Origin of the sequence: [Clostridium] cellulosi, from assembly GCF_036762875.1 — a bacterium.
In the GTDB taxonomy this organism is placed as follows: domain Bacteria; phylum Bacillota; class Clostridia; order Oscillospirales; family Ethanoligenentaceae; genus Ruminiclostridium_D; species Ruminiclostridium_D cellulosi.
Window position 1 is genome coordinate 274,604 of sequence record NZ_JBAIZF010000026.1, and the last position, 18,630, is coordinate 293,233.

Below are 18,630 nucleotides of genomic sequence, written 5' to 3' on the forward strand. Positions count from 1 at the left end.
GGCGACGCTAAATTTTAGCTTACAACTAAAGTTTAGCATCTAAAAATAAAAAATCAATAACAATTTTAAAATATTAGAAATTATTGTTGACTTCATACAGTTATGATGTTATTATTATGTTGCAAGTTATGCAACAAGATAACCGACCGAATCGCCCAAAATGGCGATGAGGTATATTTTTTACCTATTATGTTGCATATTACGCAACAAATAAAGGAGGGTGATTAATCTGGACAAAGGTTTGCAGCGCTGGTTCCTTTTGCGCATAGCGGAATCGAAAATGCTTGAGCCGCCCGCCGAAGAAAATGGCAATACGCGGAACGCGGCGGAAAAGGCGGCGTGGAAGGAGGGCATAGAGGAAGATGAGGGAGAGTTTGAGTGATGAAAGGCGCAAGCTTGTCAATGACAATTTAAATCTTGTTTATTATGTGCTCAATTCAATGGGCATTACAAGACAAAACCCGGACTATGACGACCTATTCGGGGCAGGCTGCGTCGGGCTTTGCAAGGCGGGGATAAGGTGGAAGAAGGGGCGTTTGAGTTTTTCGACATTTGCCTACCACTTAATCCGGCACGAGATAATCAACGAGATGGTTTCATATTCAAGGGCCGCAAAGCTCAGTTGTGTAGATGAGAACGTCCGGACAGCCGGGGCGGAAAAGGGATTCGATGAAATAGAAACAGAAATCGCCTTTCGCCAGTTTTGCGAAAAGTCAAAGCAGTTGCTTTCGGACAGCGAGGCAAAGGTTTTGAAACTCTCGGTTGAGGGCAAAACCTGCGGACAGACAGCCGCGATTCTCGGACTCAGCGCTTCCGCTGTCAAAAAGGCGAGAAAGAAGGCAAAGGAAGCGTTTATTGAATTCTTAAAAGACCAAAAAGCGGAGCGGACTGAAAAACCGGCAAAAGGAGGAGTTTTGGATGGAAACAATTAAATGGGTTGAAACGCCGCCATGCAGGCTTTGCAGCGGACCAGAGGAATACAGGCGCCGCTATCCGTGCATGGGGTGTGAAAAGCTCGGCAGGAAGGACAATGAGAAGCCGGTTGAAATTAAGATTCACAGGAAGACCCGTGCCGAACTGGACAGCAGAAATATGAAAATCGCGAAGCTTTACGCTAACGGGCTATCTTACCGGAAAATCGCCATTATGCTCGGAATGCCGCGGGCAACTGTGCAGAGCGCGGTTAAGGCGGCAAAACGGCGCGCCGGAGGCTGCCTCTAAACGACCAGATTTAAACTAATTCAAAAAAGCAAACTGACAAAGATAAATAAAAGTTCTTATAACGGTAAATGACAATGTAACACTAAACAGCATACAAAATTCAAGGATTAAACAAAAAAACAAGCTGTATGAAACGGTGCCCTTTGTGCCGCTAAAGATTGTATTAATGTAAGCGAAGGCAGGTAGAGAAAGTGAAAAAGAAATATTCAAAGAAACGCTTAAAAAGACTGATTGACGCGTATGTAGAGACTGACGGCGTCAAGAGCCTTGCGGGCTTGGCGTTGTATCTGGGCATTGACAGCGCGGAGCTCAACCAGCTTCAGTCCGACAGCAAGGACGGGTACAGCGAGATTATTGCATATGCGAGGACGTGCATAGAAAAGGATATCGTGGAGAACGGGCTGCGCGGGAAGTACAATGCCTCAATGGCGTCGTTTATCCTGCGGTCATCCTTCGGTTACCGCGACAAAGGGGAGCTGCCGCCGCAAGGGCCGGTAAAAATCGAGGTTGCGGAGGAGCTTCTTGGCGACGCAGTGTAATAATTTTGCGGGTGGTTGACTTGAAAAGCAAAAACAGTTTAAAGCACACGATTAAACTTTCCGGCAAGCCGTCAAAACGGCAGATGGAATTTTTGAAAGCGACAACTAAATATGTGGCATACGGCGGGGCCCGGGGCGGAGGAAAGTCATGGGCGCTGCGGCGCAAGTGCATACTGCTGGCGGCAAAATACCCGGGAATCAGGATTCTCATAGTCAGGCGGACGCTTCAGGAACTCAGGGAAAACCACACCTTGCCCTTAAAGCGTGAGCTGGAGGGGCTTGCCACTTACAGCTCGGAGGAGAAAGCCTTCTATTTTCCCAACTCAAGCCGCCTCAAGCTCGGATATCTGGCTGACGACGGCGATGTGAACCAGTATCAAGGCCAGGAGTATGACATTATCTGCATGGACGAAGCAACGCAGTTTACCTTTTTCCAGTTCACATGCCTGAACGCCTGCTTAAGAGGCGGCAACCCGAAGCATCCAAAGCGGTTTTACCTGACGTGCAACCCCGGAGGGGTGGGGCACGCATGGGTAAAAAGGCTGTTTATCGACAGAAATTATAGAAACGGCGAAAACCCCGACGAATACACATTCATACCGGCAAAAGTGTATGACAACGACTTTTTGATGAAAACAAATCCCGGTTATCTTCACCAACTTGAGAGCTTGCCGGATGATTTGAGGCGGGCGTGGCTTTACGGCGAATGGGACGCCTTCGCAGGCCAGTTCTTCCCCGAGTTCAGCAGGCAGGTTCATGTCGTGAAACCCTTTAAAATACCGCAGAATTACACAAGGTACTATGTCAACGATTACGGCCTGGACATGCTGGCGGGGCTGTGGATTGCGGTGTCGCCGCAAGGCAGAGCCTTTGTTTACAGGGAAATCTATAAACCAAACCTCATTGTCAGTGAGGCGGCAAAGCAGATAAAAGCCCTTGAATCCGACGATGAAGAGATATTCGTAAGGCTCGCGCCGCCCGACCTGTGGGGCCGTACCAAAGACAGCGGCAAAAGCGTCATTGAAATCTTTGCCGAGAACGGCCTCTATTTCTGCAAGGCCGACAGCGACAGGCGGCAGGGCTGGATGGCGCTGAGGGAATGGCTCAAGCCGGAAAAGCAGGCGGACGGGACGGTGCAGGCGAAACTTGCAATCTTTGAAAACTGCCATAATCTCATACGCACGCTTCCGCTTCTGCAGTATGACAGAAAGGTACCCGACGACGCGGCGAAAGAGCCCCATGAGCTGACCCATGCGCCGGACGCCCTCAGGTATTTTGCAGCATGGAGAACAGTTGAAAGCGAAAGCAGCAATTATTCGCTTCCACAGGGCAACGAGATTACAAGTGATTACCTCAGCGGCCTGTGGAATTAAATCTGACTATTTTAGAACCTTAAGCTGTAATTGCCGGATTGAGGCGCAAATATGCAGGGAGGTGAAGTTATGTATGCCTTAATATGCGTTTGGACCGGGGTGTTGTGCGGAGCTTTTGTAGGCGTATTCGGCATCTGGGCTTTTTTAAAAGGCCAGTCAAGCGCGGTAATCTGCAGAATGGGCGGCGTGCCTGAATTTAAAACCAGCAAAAGAAAGGCGGGCAAAGGAACGCCGGATATCTCCGAACAGATAGGCGCGATGTTTGCAAACGCCGACTGAATTTCCGTAAAAGGCAGGGATTAAGATGCAAAAAAGTATAAGTCCGCAGTACATATGGCGGCATTACAAAGCCGGCGTTGAATTTAAGAATAGCATAGGGCTTTATGATACTGTGGACAAAAACGAGCGTTTTTTCGCAGGAGACCAGTGGGCGGGCGTCAACGCGCCGGACCTTCCGAAGCCCGTAATCAATTTCATAAAGCGCGCGTGCCAGCAAAGGGTTGCTGAGGTAAACTCCAACCCGGTGGCAGTCGAGTTTGACGAGATTGAGTTTCCCAACGACGTTGCTTTGCCGGAGCCCATGTCACAGCCCATGTCAGGCACCGACAGGGAAACCCTAAACGCGCTGTTTGACGCGGACTGGAACCGCCTGAAGATGGACGCTGTGAACCTCGACGGGCTGCTTAACGCGGCGGTGACTGGGGATTATATCCTCTACAATTACTGGGACCCAGCGGCTGAGACCGGGCAGGTTGCCAGCGGCCGTATCGGCGTGCAATTGCTCGACAACGTCAATGTTTATCCAGGCAATCCGAATGAAAGAGATGTTCAGGCCCAGCCGGATTTTATAATTGCCCGGCGCGAGCTGGTGGAAGATGTAAAAAGACAGGCTGCGGCGGCAGGATGCTCAAAAGAGGAGATTTCGCTTATCACGCCGGACGACGACACCGAACTTATGGGAGGGGATATCGGCAAGCGGGAGCTTCGCAGCGATGAGGACGCCAAGTGCCTGACGCTGCTGTATCTTTTCAAGGCGGACAATGGCCATGTTATGGCGCAGAAGACGACGCGCAATGCTGTTGTACGCCCGCTGTGGGACACGCGCCTGACGCGTTACCCCTTAGCCGTAATGAACTGGGAAGTCAGAAAGAACTGCTTTTTCGGCAGGGCGGAGGTTACGGGCCTTATCCCGGTGCAGCGGTACATAAATCAGATGTATGCCATGACGATGCTGTTCACAATGCAGTCCGCATGCCCAAAAGCGGTGTTCAATCAGAGCATGGTAAAGGCATGGAGCAACGCGGTAGGCACTGCGATACCAGTAAACGGCGATATCGAACAGGCTCTTAAATACCTCGACCCGCCACAGCTTCCCAATGACGTCTATAAGCTTCCCGAACAGCTGATGGACACTACCCTTAGGCTTCTCGGAGTTACTGATATCGAGCTTGGCAATATCAATCCTACTAATACGAGCGCTATTGTGATGGCGAAGGAAGCTTCATCAATGCCGGTTCAGTCAATCAAAAAGCGGTTTTACTCGATGATCGAGGATTTTGCCCGGAACTGGCTCGATATGGTCATGGCATACTTCACTGTTCCGCGCTGGATGAAGATAAAAGGTAAGGACGGCGAACGCAATGTAATTTTTGACGCCTCTACCTTGCGGAACAAGCTCTGGTCGGTGAAGATTGACGTCGGCGCGGCCAACGCGTGGAGTGAAATCAACTCGGTTGATACGCTGAACAAGTTGTTTGAGGCAGGGGCGATCGACGCGAAACAGTATATCGAGCGCCTGCCCGACGGATATCTGCCAATGCGTGAAAAGCTGCTTGAGGAACTTATCGCCGCAGAAAATAAAACAGCGGGAGGAATATCAAATGGAAAATGAGAGAACGGCTGAGGAACTTAAGCCTCAAATCGATGACGGCGAGGGCGAGAAGAAGTACATTGTCCGCCACAACAAAGAAAACGTCGAGCTTACGCTTCAGGAACTGATTGAAAACGCCGAGAAGGGACTGGATTACGACCGTATCCGCCCCTCTCATGATTTTGTAAAGGAACTTGCTGCAATGGAGGGGGAAAGCGACATCCCGCGCTTCATCGCCAAAATGAAGCAGAGGGTCAGCGGCGCAGCCAATGCCGCACAAGGCCCGCAGCCAGAGCGGGACGGCGCACCGAATCCAAGCGAAATGGAGGCGATAGCGAGAGAATATCCCGAATATATAAAAAACGGGGTGCTGGAGTTGCCGGAAGACGCGGCCGCACTGGTAAAAAGCGGTGTAAGCCCCATTGAAGCCTGCCGCGCAGCCGATTTAAAGCGTACGAAAGAGCTTTGTGCGAAGCTCGCTGCAAGGCTTGACGCCATACTTGCCAATAGCGAGAACAAAGCGGCTTCAATCGGCAGCCTTTCAGGCGGTGCCGCTCCGGAGAAAGACTTCTTTACCCCACAGGAGTGGGACAGGCTGCCTCGTCGGGAAAAAGAAAAATTAATTAAAAACGGCAAAATCTATGAATTTATGAAAAAATGGAGTGGTAAGTAATGAGTTTTGCAAATTTCAAACCTGAAGTATGGTCAACTCAGCTGCTTATGGACCGCGACCAGCGGGTAGTAGGCGTTCAGAACTGCTGGAGGCTGTTTGAAGGCAGCATTAACCGCACAGGCGACAGGGTCCGCATTCAGGGACTTTGCGGCGCGACGATCAAGGATCTGCCGTCGAACGGCATTATCGACGACCCTGAGGGCATTGAGGACGAAAGCCTCGAACTGGTTATTGACCAGAAGAAGTACATAAACTTCAAGGTCGACGACATCGACCGTATCCAGTCAAACGCAGATATGATAAAGGCGATAATCGGCAAGACCTCGAACAACCTTGCGGTTATGCAGGATAAGTACATCTACGGCATAGCAAAGGATTCGGCGGGTAAGGTTATTGACGCCGCGTCCTCCGGAAACGAGCTTAGCTCGAAAAACATACTTTCCTATTTGAGCGATGCGCTCGCCTTTATCCGCTCATCGAGCGTTTATGACAACAGCGATATCTTCTTTGAAGTCCATCCCTATGTATTCTCAAAGCTTCAACTGGCCTTCACCATGATAGGTCAGGGTAATAACACAGTTGGCAAAAACGGCTACCGCGGCCCGCTTTTCGGCTGCAGCGTCTTTGAGAGCAACTGCATACCGGTAACGGACGCCGAAGGCAATCCGGTTCCCGCCGGAACAAAAGGCGCTATCTATCACAATATTATCCGCACAGGTGAGGCCATCGCGTTCGCCGAGCAAAAATCAATCGACTTTAAGGCATATGAGGTCGAAAAGGGCTTCGGCGAGGGCGTAAAAGGCTTTACGCTCTATGGCGCAAAGGTAGTAAAGCCCCAGGAGCTTGTATGCCTCAAGGCTGTCATTGCCGATGAATGATTGAGGAGGAAATGAGAAATGGCTGAGATAATAAAAACATCAATCCCGTTTGGCGCAAAGTCAGCGGCGATTACATTTACCGCCGCTACGGGGACGGATTATTTTGAACCGCAGAACGCCGACTCGAGGGTTTCTATTCTGATAAAAAACGATAACACGCAGAGTGCGACCATCACGTTTAAAGCCGGAGACGGCGCGCTTTCATCCCTCGGCGACATCGATGTCACCGTAGCCGGCGGCGCCCAGTGCTTTGTTCCGCTGACCCGACTCGAATCCGCAAGGGTCAAGGTTTTGAGTGGAGAGGACAAAGGCAAGATTATAGTATCCACCGCAGTCGAAACTGGCGGCACTGTAGGCAATGTTTCTTTTGCGGTGCTTTCAGTCGAGTAAAAGAGCGATTTCCCGTAACATTGTAAGGCGGGCCGGGATATACCCGCCCGCCCTTAACTTTAAGGAGTGAAAACTATGGCTGTTAAGGCAAGAGAAATCGCCGACGCGGCTTTGAAACTTCTTTGTCACGTCGGCAATTTCGGCACAGTGGATAAAAACAGGGAAAGCCGCTATCTGGGCCTTGCCCCCTCATACCTGACGGTTTTGCAGTATGAGATTGCGGAGTATGAGAACGCGCCTCAGCCTCTGCCGATTGCGAATCTTGAGCAGGAGATAGACTTAAGTGACAAAACCGCGCTCAAGGTAATGCCGGCGGGCCTTGCTATGTATTTTGCGCTGATTGACAGGGACGCGGAGATGTATAACCATTTTTCCTCGCTTTATTATGAAAAGCTTTTGCCGACAGTCAAGACGGGTGAAGTTAATATCCGCGAGTGTTATCTGTCCCCGAATGACCCGATGATGAGGTGAAGCGTATGGCTTTAAGCAAAATGCCTAAAATGACGCCCTCAAAGAAACTTCAGATTTCATCGGCGTTCGACGGGGGCATTAATCTGTCGGTATCACCACAGCTTGTGGCCGACAATGAAAGCCCGGATATGCTCAATTTCTGGAAGCAGGGCGGCGTTCTTCGCCTGCGGCCGGGGCTGCGGAAACTCGTAGAGCAGGACTACGGCATTATTGTCGAGGTATACCCTAAGGACAGGCGCAAAATACTGCTTTCCCGCGTGACGAAAAACGGAAGTGTATTAAGTGAAAAATACGGTATTTATATCATCACCGAGAGGGCTGTGTTGAGTTACGACGGAAGCAGCATAGAGAAAATAGCCGATGAATACATCTTTGAAGATGACTGGGTGAAGAAGTACACACAGCGGGAATTTAAAAAGTGTGTGATGATCTCCTCCGGCAGTGAGAACATGAGCACATTAACGTCCGGCGGCGATATCTGGACATCCGAGGGTGAGGCCGTCTACATAATCGGGAGCGGGTATTACCTTGTCGCAATGCCTAAAATTATCTGTTACGAAAAACCTACCGGAGTGCCGCACATAACATTCGGATGTACTGTTCAGGAAATAACCCCCTATGTGCCAGTGCTGTTTGAAAACTGCACTCCCGAAGGGTCAGGAAAAAGGGTAGAGGAGCGGAATCTGCTTTCAAAAAGACGGATTCAAAAGTTTACGACCAATAATACTTCGACGGTTTACAGATTGTGCGAGAGAGATCTCGACAAAGATACAGTGACCGCGATTTATTACGCTGACCAAGGCTCAATTTATACCTTCAATTTTCCAAAGGGCTACAGTATCAGCAAACAAAACGGCATAGTGGCTGAGCTGAGCAGGACGAAAGGCACAATAACATTTTCCCACGCGCTTATCGACGCTGCTTCGTTTGGATTAGTGAACAACCTTGTCGTCACATACAGCAAGACCTATGACGCGGTGCCGGTGAAAAACTGTACTCTCGGGATATGGTATGACGGCGGGACGCAGACGGGTTCCGGGTGCGGCAGACTGTTCCTTTCAGGAGATTCCGAGGCTCCAAACCGGATTTATTATAGTTCCCCCAACGACCCTACATATTTTGCCGAGAACGCGTACATAGATATCGGCGCTTCCGCCGACCCGGTAAAGACGTTTGGCATACAATTCGACATCCTTGTGATATTTAAAGAGCATTCGGTATATTCCCTGAAGTATGCTGATGAAGCCGGAACGCCGGCCTTTACAGTAAAAATCGTAAACGCGGGAGCCGGCTGCGATATGCCCGGTACACTGCTGCTTGTGTCGAATATGCTTGTTTGGGCGAACTCGTCAGGCGGCGTATTTGCGCTTTTGTCCACAACGGTTAAGGACGAAAGGACGGTCCGCCTTTTGTCGCAGAATATCAATTCAAGGCTGCTTTCACTGCCCGTTGAAGACTTGATGAGCGCGACGGCCGCCTGCGACGGAAGCTCCTATTTCCTGCTTGTGGGAGATGAAGCGTTTATTCTGAACTGCGACACGCTGCATTTCAGCACAGATAAAAAACCACAGGACGCCCCGTGGTTTATTTGGCACCTGCCCCAAAAATTCACCTCGGTTATGATGTACGGAAAATATTTCGCCGCCGCGGCACAAGACGGCACGCTTTACATTTTCGATGAAAACGCTACCGACGACTGCGGCGAATGGTATGACGCATGGTGGTACTCAAAGAGCTTTGATTTCAATAAAATCGGAACGCTAAAAAAGCCATGCCGCATAACTATCGGCGTGGGCAGTGACAAGCCTTTGAATTTGGAGGTCTTTTATCGTGACAGCGCAGGTGAAACACATTGGTATGTGCCGGTGACAGACAACGAGTTTTACAAGACGATAACGATAAATCCTCCGTCCGCATGGTCGCAGAACATATCATTCGGCATACGCAGAGCCAAAGAGAAAACCGCTTTTCAGCTTTTTGGATTTTTGATAGATGCAGTATCGGGTGCCCAGTGCCGGTAATAGCTTGCAGACGGTATCGCGGCCAAGTAATAACTTTAGGGAGGTCAGACAATGTCGGTAAGAAGAAAGGTTATAAATCTTAAAGTGGATTCCGAAGCTCAGCTTATTGCCACTAACCCCGAGACGGGTGAAATAGAGACAGACGCCGGTTTTCAGGGTGAGGACGGTGCCGTCTGGCTTCACGCGGAGGTGCCTGACGACTGGAGCGGCCTGCGCGTTAGATTACAGGTAACGGCGTCATCCGGCGAATGTGATTTGAGCGGGCTGGCTGTCGACGGTGTAATAGATATGCCCTTGAGAAAAAATGTCACCGTTCCGGGCAGACTTGCCGTAGCCCTCATCGGCATATCCGAGGAGGGTATCCGTAGGACGGCCGAATGCAATACCCTTTATATAACTGAGATGCACTGCCCTGTAGATCCGGCTGCCGAAGTATATCCAACCGCGTTTGAAAATCTGTGCAATATAGTTGAGCACAACGTCGTGCACAAGATAACGGGTTCGGGCGGCGCAAAGGTAACAAAAACAGGCGAGACTACCTATGATATCAACGTCTCAGGAACCGGCGGCGATATGCTCGCTTCAAACTATGCAGCGGGCATCGGAAAGTCAAATACCAATACAACGGACCACGCGCTGTTTGCGGATACGGCCGGCACAGTAGAAACTGCTCTTCACGCGCAAAGCGCCGATACAGCCGCGACTGCCGCTGACGCTGCGCCGGGCTCGAATCTTGAGTCGGCGCTGAATTCAAAACAGCCGCTGTTGACCCCCGGCGGAAACGGCGGAGAGGATTTGCTTTCGGGAACCACTGTAAAAAGCCTTAAGGGTAATGGTATTACTATTACCTCTGATGAACACAGCGTGACATTAGGGCTTGACGGCGCGGTTGCAAAGACCGGGTCGGTTATGTTTATTGCGTCGGAAGATTTGCCTGAGGGCTGGCAGTTTGCTGACGGAAGGCTGCTGAAGGTTTCGGATTATCCCGAGCTTTTTAATGCCATCGGATTCATACATGGTATGGGAACCCCGAATTGCTTCCATATTTCTCCGATATATTATACGGCGCAGTTCGACCGCGCAGAAAATATAGTACTTCAAAAATACTGCAAGGGAATTGTCGAAACCTCATACTTTGAAACCGGTGGCACTGTTTACACAGGCGAAGAATTCACCGTTACGGAAGAAGGCGACTATACCCTGTACTGCAAGGACAGCGACGGGGTCGAAGCTATCCAGTATGTCCATGTGCCTTCGTTAAATACAGCGTATATATTGAACCTTTTAAGCGTGCCCTATGCCGATACTACGAAAATCGGCGTATTCGGCCGTATTGACGAGGACGTGACAATCACCACAGTAAAATTGGCACAGGGAGTACAGAATGTCTCATATTTTGCAACCGGCGGAGCAGACATAGGCAACAATGTAAGCAAACTCATCTTTTTTCAAGACGGAAGTGATATGCCGAGCGGTACCTATACATGGTACACAAAGGATTCAGACGGGAACGAAGCCATACAGTATTTCAAGATATATCCGGTCAGAATGCTTTCAATAAATGTTTCTTTGTCCGCTTCATCGGATTACTTTAGGCTGCCTAACCTTGTCGATAAAATCGATCCGCGTTTGCTGCCTATAATAAAGCTTTAATCAGGTTTTGATTGGCTGCCTGAATTATGGTAAAATTAAGGGCACACAGATTTAATCTCGCGCATTGCAGCCGAAATCCTGTACTGCGCTTCAAGAGATTAACTGTGTGCCTTATTTTTATAAATTAATTTTCGGGGAGAATGTTGAATGCCTGTTTTCAGTTGCCCTGTCTGCAAAAGCGGCCTTGAAAGGCTTTCAGCGGTTTATAGATGCAGAAACGGGCATAGTTTTGATATTGCTGCACAAGGATATGTCAATCTGCTTCCGTCGGATAAAAGCAGGGCGAACGCCGGAGATAATGCCCAAATGATTGCGGCTCGCAGCAGGTTTTTAAATAGCGGATATTACGCCTGCCTTAAAGACGCCGTTGCAATGTGCGTCCTTAAGGCAGTGGGGAAATCCGGTAAACAGCCGCTGGTTGTCGACGCAGGCTGCGGCGAAGGGTACTATACCGCCGGTATTGCGGACTGCTTAGCAGCGCACGGTATTGCTGCGTCGGTTTCGGGCATAGATTTGTCAAAGCGCGGCATCGCCAGAGCGTCCAAACGGTATAAAAACGTGCAGTTTGCAGTAGCGGGCATTTTTAATATGCCCTATGCCGACAATTCCGCCGACGTCATTGTCAGCATCTTTGCCCCTTTGTGCGACAGCGAATTCAGGCGTATTCTGAAGCCGTCGGGAACGCTTATTGTTGTTGCGCCGGGAAGAGATCACCTGTTGGGCCTTAAACGTGTCCTGTATGACAACCCATACTTAAACGACGAGGATAAATACTGCCCGCAGGGCTTTAGGTTTATAAATTCCCAGCGCATCAAAAAGGAAATAACGGTAAAAGGTGAGCATATATACGACTTGTTCACAATGACGCCCTATTTTTACAATACGCCGGCCGGGGCGGCGGAACGTCTAAAAGATATAAATGAACTTATAACCCCGATTGATTTTATTATAACCGAGCTGGAAAGACTGTGAAATGCCTATCTGGCTAAATCACAAATCAGGCATTCTGCCTTAATGTAAACTTAGAAAGCAGTTCATTGAGATGCTCTGCCTGACTTGACAACTCTTCGCTTGCCGCGGCACTCTCCTCAGCCGTAGCAGAGTTCGTCTGAACAACATTGGAGACGACTTCTACGCCCCTGTCAATCTGAGAAATGCTGGTTGCCTGCTCGTTAGAGGCGGCGGCAATATCAGAAACAAGGTTGGAGACCCTGTCGATATTGCTGACAATCTTAGAGAGCGCGGCCGCGGTTTCATTGGCAATCTGCGTACCGGCCTCGATTTTCTTAACAGAGCCTTCGATAAGAGCAGTGGTGTCTTTCGCGGCATTAGCACTTCTTGCAGCCAGGTTCCGTACCTCTTCAGCGACAACGGCGAATCCTTTACCGTACTGTCCTGCGCGCGCCGCTTCAACGGCTGCATTGAGTGAGAGCAGGTTTGTCTGGAACGCGATATCATCAATTACTTTAATTATCTTTGAGATGTTGGCGGACGATTCATTGATATCGTTCATCGCATTAAGCATTTCATTCATATGGTTATTGCCAAGCATAGCGTTTTCTTTTGTGGTCTTGGCAAGCTCATTGGCTTCATTGGCGTTCTTAGCGTTGTTTTTAGTCTGAGTGGAGATCTCTGCAATAGAGGAGGTAAGCTGCTCGACCGAGCTTGCCTGTTCGGCTGCGCCGCGGGAGAGGTTCTGGCTACCGCTTGAAACCTGTTTAGCGCCGGCGGCAACCTGATCGGCCGCGATCCGGATACTGCTCATAAGCTCGTTGAGTGAATCGATAATATTGTTAAGGCTGTTAGAGATGTCTTCAAAATCGCCTCTATAATTTTTGACCCTTTCAAGGTCCAAATTGCCGTTGGCAATGTTTGAAAGCACGAATGAAATTTCGCTGGCGATTGTGCTTATTGTGCTGGCTGTATTGTTGACTGACTCAGACAGCCTGCCGAATGCGCCGTTGTAACTGCCGCTTACCCTGGCCTGCAGGTTGCCGGAGGATATCTGTTCCATGACATTTGAAATTTCATTTACCGGCTTTGCCATGTTATCATACGCGCTGTTGAAGGACTTAAGGATATTTGCAAACTCGCCCTCGAATTTGCTTGTATCACTGCGGTATTCAAGCCTGCCGTCCAACGCGGCGTTTGCAAGCGAGGTTGTTTCAGAAATCAGGTCGCTGATGGCCTGCATCATCTTTGTAAATGCCGGGGTCAGCTTATCATTTTCACTGCGTTTGCCAGTATTTTCAAGCGTTTCGAGGCCGCTTATGTCGCCGTTTGAAACCTGAACAGAAAATGTCTGAATTGTTGCGAGGTTCTCCTGAACCTGGGCTATGGATTCGCCGAGCTTCTGGAAGTCGCCAACCATAACGCTGGAATCAGGAATTACGGTAAGGTCGTTTACTGCAAGCGCATTGAGGACGTTTGTGGTCTCATCAATCGGTTTTTCGATTGTGTCGAGGGTATTGTTAATGCCGGAGACGATCTCTCTGTAACCGCCCTCAAACTTTGATTCATCTCCGCGTGTGCCTTTGATGTTGCCTTTTGAGCTTTCAGAAGTGATGAGATTGGTTTCTTCTATCAGGTTCTGAATAGTCTCCATCATCTTTATAATAGAGGGTATCATGTAATCGTTTTCAGACTTTTTGCCTATGCTTCTAAACTCTTCCAGCATGCTGGTATCGCCTTTTGAGACGCTGACAATGGCGTCCTGCAAGGCGACAAGGCTGTCGCGGACGGAATTTATATCAGACGCAAGCTCGCCGAAGGCGCCTTCATATTCGCTGTCAACAGATTTTGTGTAGTCGTTTACTGCGAGGCTGCGGGTTACATCCATGACATCGTTTAACGGTGAGGAAATCTTATCAAGCAGTGTGTTCATGCCTTCAATAAGGAATTTCCAGCTTCCCTGATAAGAGCTGGTAGAACAGCGTTCGTCAAGTTTTCCACTTGCTGCGGCATTTATAAGGCGTTCGGTGTCATGCGAAAGTGAACGCATGGTGGAAATGATTTTTTGAAGTACCGGAGTCATCATATCGCCGCTGTCCTTTGAATGGACATTCATTGAAATATTGCCTTCGGAGATGTTGCTGATAACACCGAGAACATTATTCTTAATATCTGCGGCAAGAGAATCAAGCATTGTGGACATAAGGCCGAAATCGTCGGATGTTCTGATGTTGCTGCGGGCGTCAAGATGCCACATTGTCAGTTCATTGAGGGTGAGGTACATTTTTTTAAGAGGTTTTGTTATATGTCTTGAGAGCATAAAACTCAGTATGATTGGGAAAATGACAGTAGCGGCAATGATAGAATATTTTATGGTCATGTCCCCTAAACTGGAAGCAATGACACCAAGTATAAGGTTAACGACCGCAATTACAAAAAATGCCAGAGTTAATCTGCGGCCAACCGTGCCGAAACGCACCCTGTTCATGTTTTTGTTCTTACCCATCCTCATCAACTCCAATCGTAAATGTATTGTTGGCGCAATACTGTGATGCAGGGTAAAATACACAGTTTCAAGCGATGAAATGCGCCAGAAAAATGAATGTATACCTATTATAGTATGAAAACCGACATTTTTCCAGTGGATTAAATATATAAATGATAGCTGTTAACATACGAATTTAATAAATAAAAATTATATGATATTCACAAAAAAATGATACTAATACAATGCAAACATACACAAAATCGCATATTACAACATATAATTTAAATAAGAAATACGCTGCTGCGTAATCAAAGCGGCGCATCAGAAAATAAAGGTGTAAACATACGGGAAATAATTGCTTTAACTGAAAAGAGAAAAGTGTTCAGAAAAATTCTTAATGATATGCTGTTGCAGTTGATGGTGACAGACAGAACTAATTAAAATTAGCAAAAGATATTGACATACGCTAAAACCGATGTTATATTAAAATTAATATCTAAACCACTGAAGGGGAAGTAAAACCGCAAAACGGCATTAAGCGAGCCGGGGTATGGTGTGAGCCCGGTATGATACGAGGCGGAACAATGGGCCCCTGAGGGCGGGGCGAAAGGCGTTGTTGCCGAGTAGCTTCCGACGCGACTCCGGCGTTACTTGGGTGAGGGGTGTGTTGGCACCCTGCAAGAGTGCGCGCAGCTTTTAATGCTTCGCGAATCAAGGTGGTACCACGGGAAATAACAGCCCGCCCTTGTGCATTTGCACAAGGGCGGGCTTTTTGCATTACATAACCTTATTTGCGCTGAATGAATGTATTTGCGGAATCCATTTATTCTCAACTATAAAATAATTTTATTTTATATAAATTACAGAAAAATTATTAAAAATTTAATCTGCCAGTTTAGTGAGAAAGGGATGAAAGCGATGTTCAGACCGACACTTGAAGAGGTGAAGGGTTATGCCGAAGAATTTGAGCGCGTTCCTGTTTCGCTTGAAATCTTTGCAGATACCGATACGACGATAGGATTGCTTTCAAGGCTTGAGAAACGCGCCGACTGTTGCTTTCTGCTTGAAAGTGTTGAGGGCGGCGAAAAGTGGGCTCGCTATTCTTTCCTTGGCATAGGCCCGTTTGATACGCTGACGGCGAAAAACGGCAAAGTTGTCATAAAGAGCGTTGACGGGACAGTTAAAATTTCAGACAACCCGATTGAAGTCTTGCGCAAAATGGTTTCAGGCAAAGCGCCGAAGCTTGATTATCTTCCGCGTTTTACAGGCGGGGCAGTTGGATATTTCGGTTACGACTGCGTGAGATACTTTGAAGATATTCCGGACGAGAATCCAGACGACGCCGGGTTCCCGGACTTTTGTGTAATGCTCGCCGACAGGATTTTTGTTTACGACAACATAAGGCAAAGCCTTATCCTTATAGCCAACGTAAAAACAGAAGGCAACATAGATGAAAACTACAGAAAAGCCTGTGAAACACTGACCGAGATGAGCCGGATTGTGAGGCAGGAGGATGGGGCCCCGCTGCGCGGAAACAGTAAGCCATTCAAGATATCTGAGTGGAAGAGCAATATGACAAAGCAGGAATTTGAGCGGATGGTTAAATTGGCAAAAAGCAATATCGTAAACGGGGATATCTTTCAGGTTGTGCTTTCCCAGCGATTTGAAGCTGAAATTGAAGGAAGCCTTATAGACACCTACCGGGTGCTTAGAACCTCCAACCCGTCGCCGTATATGTATTATCTGAGGTTTGGCGATATCGAGATAGCCGGGGCGTCGCCGGAAACACTGCTTAGGCTCGAAAACGGGATACTTGAAACCTGCCCTATAGCGGGTTCCCGGCCGCGGGGCGAAACGCCGGAAAAAGATGCGGAACTTGAGAAAGAATTGCTGAATGATGAAAAAGAGCTTTCAGAACACAATATGCTCGTTGACCTTGCCCGCAACGACCTCGGAAAGGTGAGTAAATTTGGGACCGTTCGCTTAAAAAAATACAAGAATGTTGTCCGTTATTCCCAGATTATGCACCTGACATCGCTTGTTACGTCGGAAATATCGGAAGAGTTCGACGCTATTGACGCTTTGGGAAACATTCTTCCGGCGGGCACCCTGTCCGGTGCGCCGAAGGTGATGGCGATGAAACTTATCGACAAATACGAGAACCGCCGCCGCGGGCCGTACGGCGGGGCAGTTGGATATATCGGCTTTGACGGCGGCATGGATGTATGTATAACAATACGCACGATCGTGAAAAAGGGCAATAAGGCTTATATCCAAGCGGGCGCGGGCATTGTAGCCGATTCGGTCCCGGAAAACGAATATTATGAGAGCTGCAACAAGGCAAAGGCCGTCCTGCTCGCCGCGCAAAAAGCAGTGGAAATCTGCTGATTTACGTTTAATAAAAACTGCAGTGAAGCCGCAAAAAGAGGGGGGAGGAAGAAATGATTCTGCTAATTGATAATTATGACAGCTTTTCCTATAACCTTTACCAGTATTTCGGCATGTTGGGCACAGATGTGCGGGCAGTGCGCAACGACCGCATAAGCGTCGGTGAAATAGCGGCATTAAAACCGACACATCTGGTCCTTTCACCCGGCCCGGGTTTTCCTAATGACGCCGGTATCTGCCTTGAAGCGGTGAAAAGGTTCGCGGGGGTTATACCAATTCTCGGGGTATGCCTCGGCCATCAGACAATAGGCCAGGCGTTCGGCGCAGAGGTAGTTCACGCGCCGAGGCTTATGCACGGCAGGACGAGCAAGATTACGGTAGACACCGGGTGCCCGATTTTTAAAGGGCTGCCGAAAACATTCGAAGCTGCAAGGTACCATTCACTTGTTGTCGGAAATGATGGGCTGCCGAAGTGCCTTGAGGTAACAGCGACTGACGATGAGGGCACCATCATGGGGCTGCGCCATAGGGAATACCCGGTTTATGGCATTCAATTCCACCCTGAGTCGTTTATGACCGAACATGGGCTTGATATCCTTAAAAACTTTATTGATATAACGCAGTAGCTCGCGAGGGCTGTGGATTTACGGTTTAAACTTTGAGCAAATTTTATTTACAAAGGAGGCAGTTATTATGATTAAAGAGGCAATTGCGAAGCTGGTCGACGGCATTGATTTGACAGAGCAGGAGGCATGTGCCGCAATGGATGAGATAATGAGCGGAACGGCAACGCCTGCTCAGATTTCCGGATATCTTACCGCGTTGAGGGCTAAGGGCGAAACAGTTGACGAAATTACGGCAAGTGCCCGTGTAATGCGCAGCAAGGCGCTTCCTGTGCCGGAGGGCAGGGACGCTATGGACATCGTCGGTACCGGCGGCGACTGTGCTTTTACATTTAATGTTTCTACCGTAAGCTCCATTGTCGCGGCAGCAGCCGGGGTCAGGATAGCAAAACACGGCAACCGCTCGGTTTCGAGCAAATGCGGCGCGGCCGACGTGCTTGCCGCCCTCGGCGTGAAAATTGATCTTACCCCAGAGCAGACCGGTGAGGTGCTCAAAAGAACAGGCATTTGCTTTATGTTTGCCCAAATCCACCATAAGTCGATGAAATACGCGGCGGGGCCGAGAAAAGAGCTTGGCATACGCACAGTGTTCAATATCTTAGGGCCCCTTTCAAACCCCGCTGGCGCAAGCTATCAGATTTTGGGCGTCTATGATGAAAAACTCGCCGAACCGCTGGCATGCGTTCTAAATAATCTTGGGGTAAAGCGCGCAATGGTTGTCTGCGGCGGAACAGACGGCAAGAGCATTGACGAGATATCGCTGTGCGGGGAAACAGTTGTCTGCGAACTGGATAACGGCAAGATTTGTAAGTATATCTTAAGCCACGAGGATTTCGGGCTGCCTGCCTGCACTCTCGCAAGTATAGAGGGCGGCGATTCAGAAGAAAATGCAAAAATCGCGCGCAATATTCTTTCCGGCGAAAGGGGCCCGAAGCGCGATACGGTGCTCGCGAACGCGGCTGCGGCGCTTTATTTGGCGTCAAAGGGCAGCTCGCTCAAAGAATGTGTTAATCTTGCTGCCGAGACTATTGATTCGGGAAAGGCCATGAGAAAACTCGACGAGTTTGTTGCGGCAACACAGGCATATTAAA

The 18,630-nt window shown here is 48.9% G+C and carries 18 protein-coding genes; 17 read left to right on the forward strand and 1 reads right to left on the reverse strand.

All coding sequences use genetic code 11. The features are described from left to right. Positions 1-220 precede the first annotated feature (220 nt). The 14 genes from V6C21_RS09050 (at position 221) to V6C21_RS09115 (ending at position 12,061) form a co-directional block, all read left to right on the forward strand. Complete coding sequence (locus tag V6C21_RS09050; RefSeq protein WP_479268843.1) at positions 221-382, forward strand: hypothetical protein; 162 nt, start codon at positions 221-223, stop codon at positions 380-382. After that, positions 363-932, forward strand: a complete 570-nt coding sequence (locus V6C21_RS09055) for a sigma-70 family RNA polymerase sigma factor (RefSeq protein ID WP_051492457.1) — start codon at positions 363-365, stop codon at positions 930-932. The genes V6C21_RS09050 and V6C21_RS09055 overlap by 20 nt, the downstream gene beginning before the upstream one ends. Continuing rightward, positions 919-1,221 carry a helix-turn-helix transcriptional regulator gene (locus tag V6C21_RS09060; RefSeq protein WP_034839637.1) on the forward strand — a complete coding sequence of 101 codons (303 nt, stop codon included), beginning with the start codon at positions 919-921 and terminating at the stop codon, positions 1,219-1,221. The genes V6C21_RS09055 and V6C21_RS09060 overlap by 14 nt, the downstream gene beginning before the upstream one ends. Before the next feature lie 191 nt (positions 1,222-1,412). After that, positions 1,413-1,760 carry a terminase small subunit gene (locus tag V6C21_RS09065; RefSeq protein WP_034839633.1) on the forward strand — a complete coding sequence of 116 codons (348 nt, stop codon included), beginning with the start codon at positions 1,413-1,415 and terminating at the stop codon, positions 1,758-1,760. Between the two features lie 20 nt (positions 1,761-1,780). After that, complete coding sequence (locus tag V6C21_RS09070) at positions 1,781-3,133, forward strand: phage terminase large subunit (RefSeq protein WP_479268844.1); 1,353 nt, start codon at positions 1,781-1,783, stop codon at positions 3,131-3,133. A gap of 69 nt (positions 3,134-3,202) precedes the next feature. Then, on the forward strand, positions 3,203-3,412 hold the full coding sequence (locus V6C21_RS09075; protein WP_034839628.1) for a hypothetical protein: 210 nt from the start codon (positions 3,203-3,205) through the stop codon (positions 3,410-3,412). A 25-nt stretch (positions 3,413-3,437) separates the two neighbouring features. Then, entirely contained in the window at positions 3,438-5,024 is a 1,587-nt protein-coding gene (locus V6C21_RS09080; RefSeq protein ID WP_479268845.1) for a portal protein, read from the forward strand. After that, entirely contained in the window at positions 5,014-5,676 is a 663-nt protein-coding gene (locus V6C21_RS09085; RefSeq protein ID WP_479268846.1) for a hypothetical protein, read from the forward strand. Before V6C21_RS09080 ends, V6C21_RS09085 begins: the two co-directional genes overlap by 11 nt. Then, positions 5,676-6,554, forward strand: coding sequence for a hypothetical protein (locus V6C21_RS09090; RefSeq protein ID WP_034839621.1), 879 nt, complete (start codon positions 5,676-5,678; stop codon positions 6,552-6,554). Before V6C21_RS09085 ends, V6C21_RS09090 begins: the two co-directional genes overlap by 1 nt. An 18-nt stretch (positions 6,555-6,572) precedes the next feature. Continuing rightward, positions 6,573-6,944 carry a hypothetical protein gene (locus tag V6C21_RS09095; protein ID WP_034839618.1) on the forward strand — a complete coding sequence of 124 codons (372 nt, stop codon included), beginning with the start codon at positions 6,573-6,575 and terminating at the stop codon, positions 6,942-6,944. A 75-nt stretch (positions 6,945-7,019) separates the two neighbouring features. Next, entirely contained in the window at positions 7,020-7,415 is a 396-nt protein-coding gene (locus V6C21_RS09100) for a hypothetical protein (RefSeq protein ID WP_034839616.1), read from the forward strand. 5 nt (positions 7,416-7,420) lie between these two features. Continuing rightward, positions 7,421-9,436 carry a hypothetical protein gene (locus V6C21_RS09105; RefSeq protein ID WP_479268847.1) on the forward strand — a complete coding sequence of 672 codons (2,016 nt, stop codon included), beginning with the start codon at positions 7,421-7,423 and terminating at the stop codon, positions 9,434-9,436. 51 nt (positions 9,437-9,487) lie between these two features. Continuing rightward, positions 9,488-11,089 (forward strand): phage tail protein, encoded by a 1,602-nt coding sequence (locus V6C21_RS09110; RefSeq protein WP_034839610.1) that lies wholly within the window; start codon positions 9,488-9,490, stop codon positions 11,087-11,089. Between the two features lie 147 nt (positions 11,090-11,236). Next, the gene (locus V6C21_RS09115; protein ID WP_045085678.1) at positions 11,237-12,061 is read left to right on the forward strand and encodes a putative RNA methyltransferase; all 825 of its coding nucleotides are present in this window, start codon (positions 11,237-11,239) and stop codon (positions 12,059-12,061) included. A gap of 25 nt (positions 12,062-12,086) precedes the next feature. Here the strand turns inward: V6C21_RS09115 and V6C21_RS09120 are convergent, their stop codons facing one another. After that, complete coding sequence (locus tag V6C21_RS09120) at positions 12,087-14,546, reverse strand: methyl-accepting chemotaxis protein (RefSeq protein WP_479268848.1); 2,460 nt, start codon at positions 14,544-14,546, stop codon at positions 12,087-12,089. A 900-nt stretch (positions 14,547-15,446) separates the two neighbouring features. On the opposite strand from V6C21_RS09120, the gene trpE reads away from it, so the two are divergent. The 3 genes from trpE (at position 15,447) to trpD (ending at position 18,629) form a co-directional block, all read left to right on the forward strand. Next, positions 15,447-16,916: an anthranilate synthase component I gene (trpE, locus tag V6C21_RS09125; RefSeq protein ID WP_479268849.1), complete on the forward strand. Its 1,470-nt coding sequence runs from the start codon at positions 15,447-15,449 to the stop codon at positions 16,914-16,916. 53 nt (positions 16,917-16,969) lie between these two features. Beyond that, positions 16,970-17,542, forward strand: a complete 573-nt coding sequence (locus tag V6C21_RS09130) for an anthranilate synthase component II (protein WP_034839601.1) — start codon at positions 16,970-16,972, stop codon at positions 17,540-17,542. A 67-nt stretch (positions 17,543-17,609) separates the two neighbouring features. Then, positions 17,610-18,629 carry an anthranilate phosphoribosyltransferase gene (gene trpD, locus V6C21_RS09135; protein WP_034839598.1) on the forward strand — a complete coding sequence of 340 codons (1,020 nt, stop codon included), beginning with the start codon at positions 17,610-17,612 and terminating at the stop codon, positions 18,627-18,629. The last annotated feature ends 1 nt before the right edge of the window (position 18,630 follow it).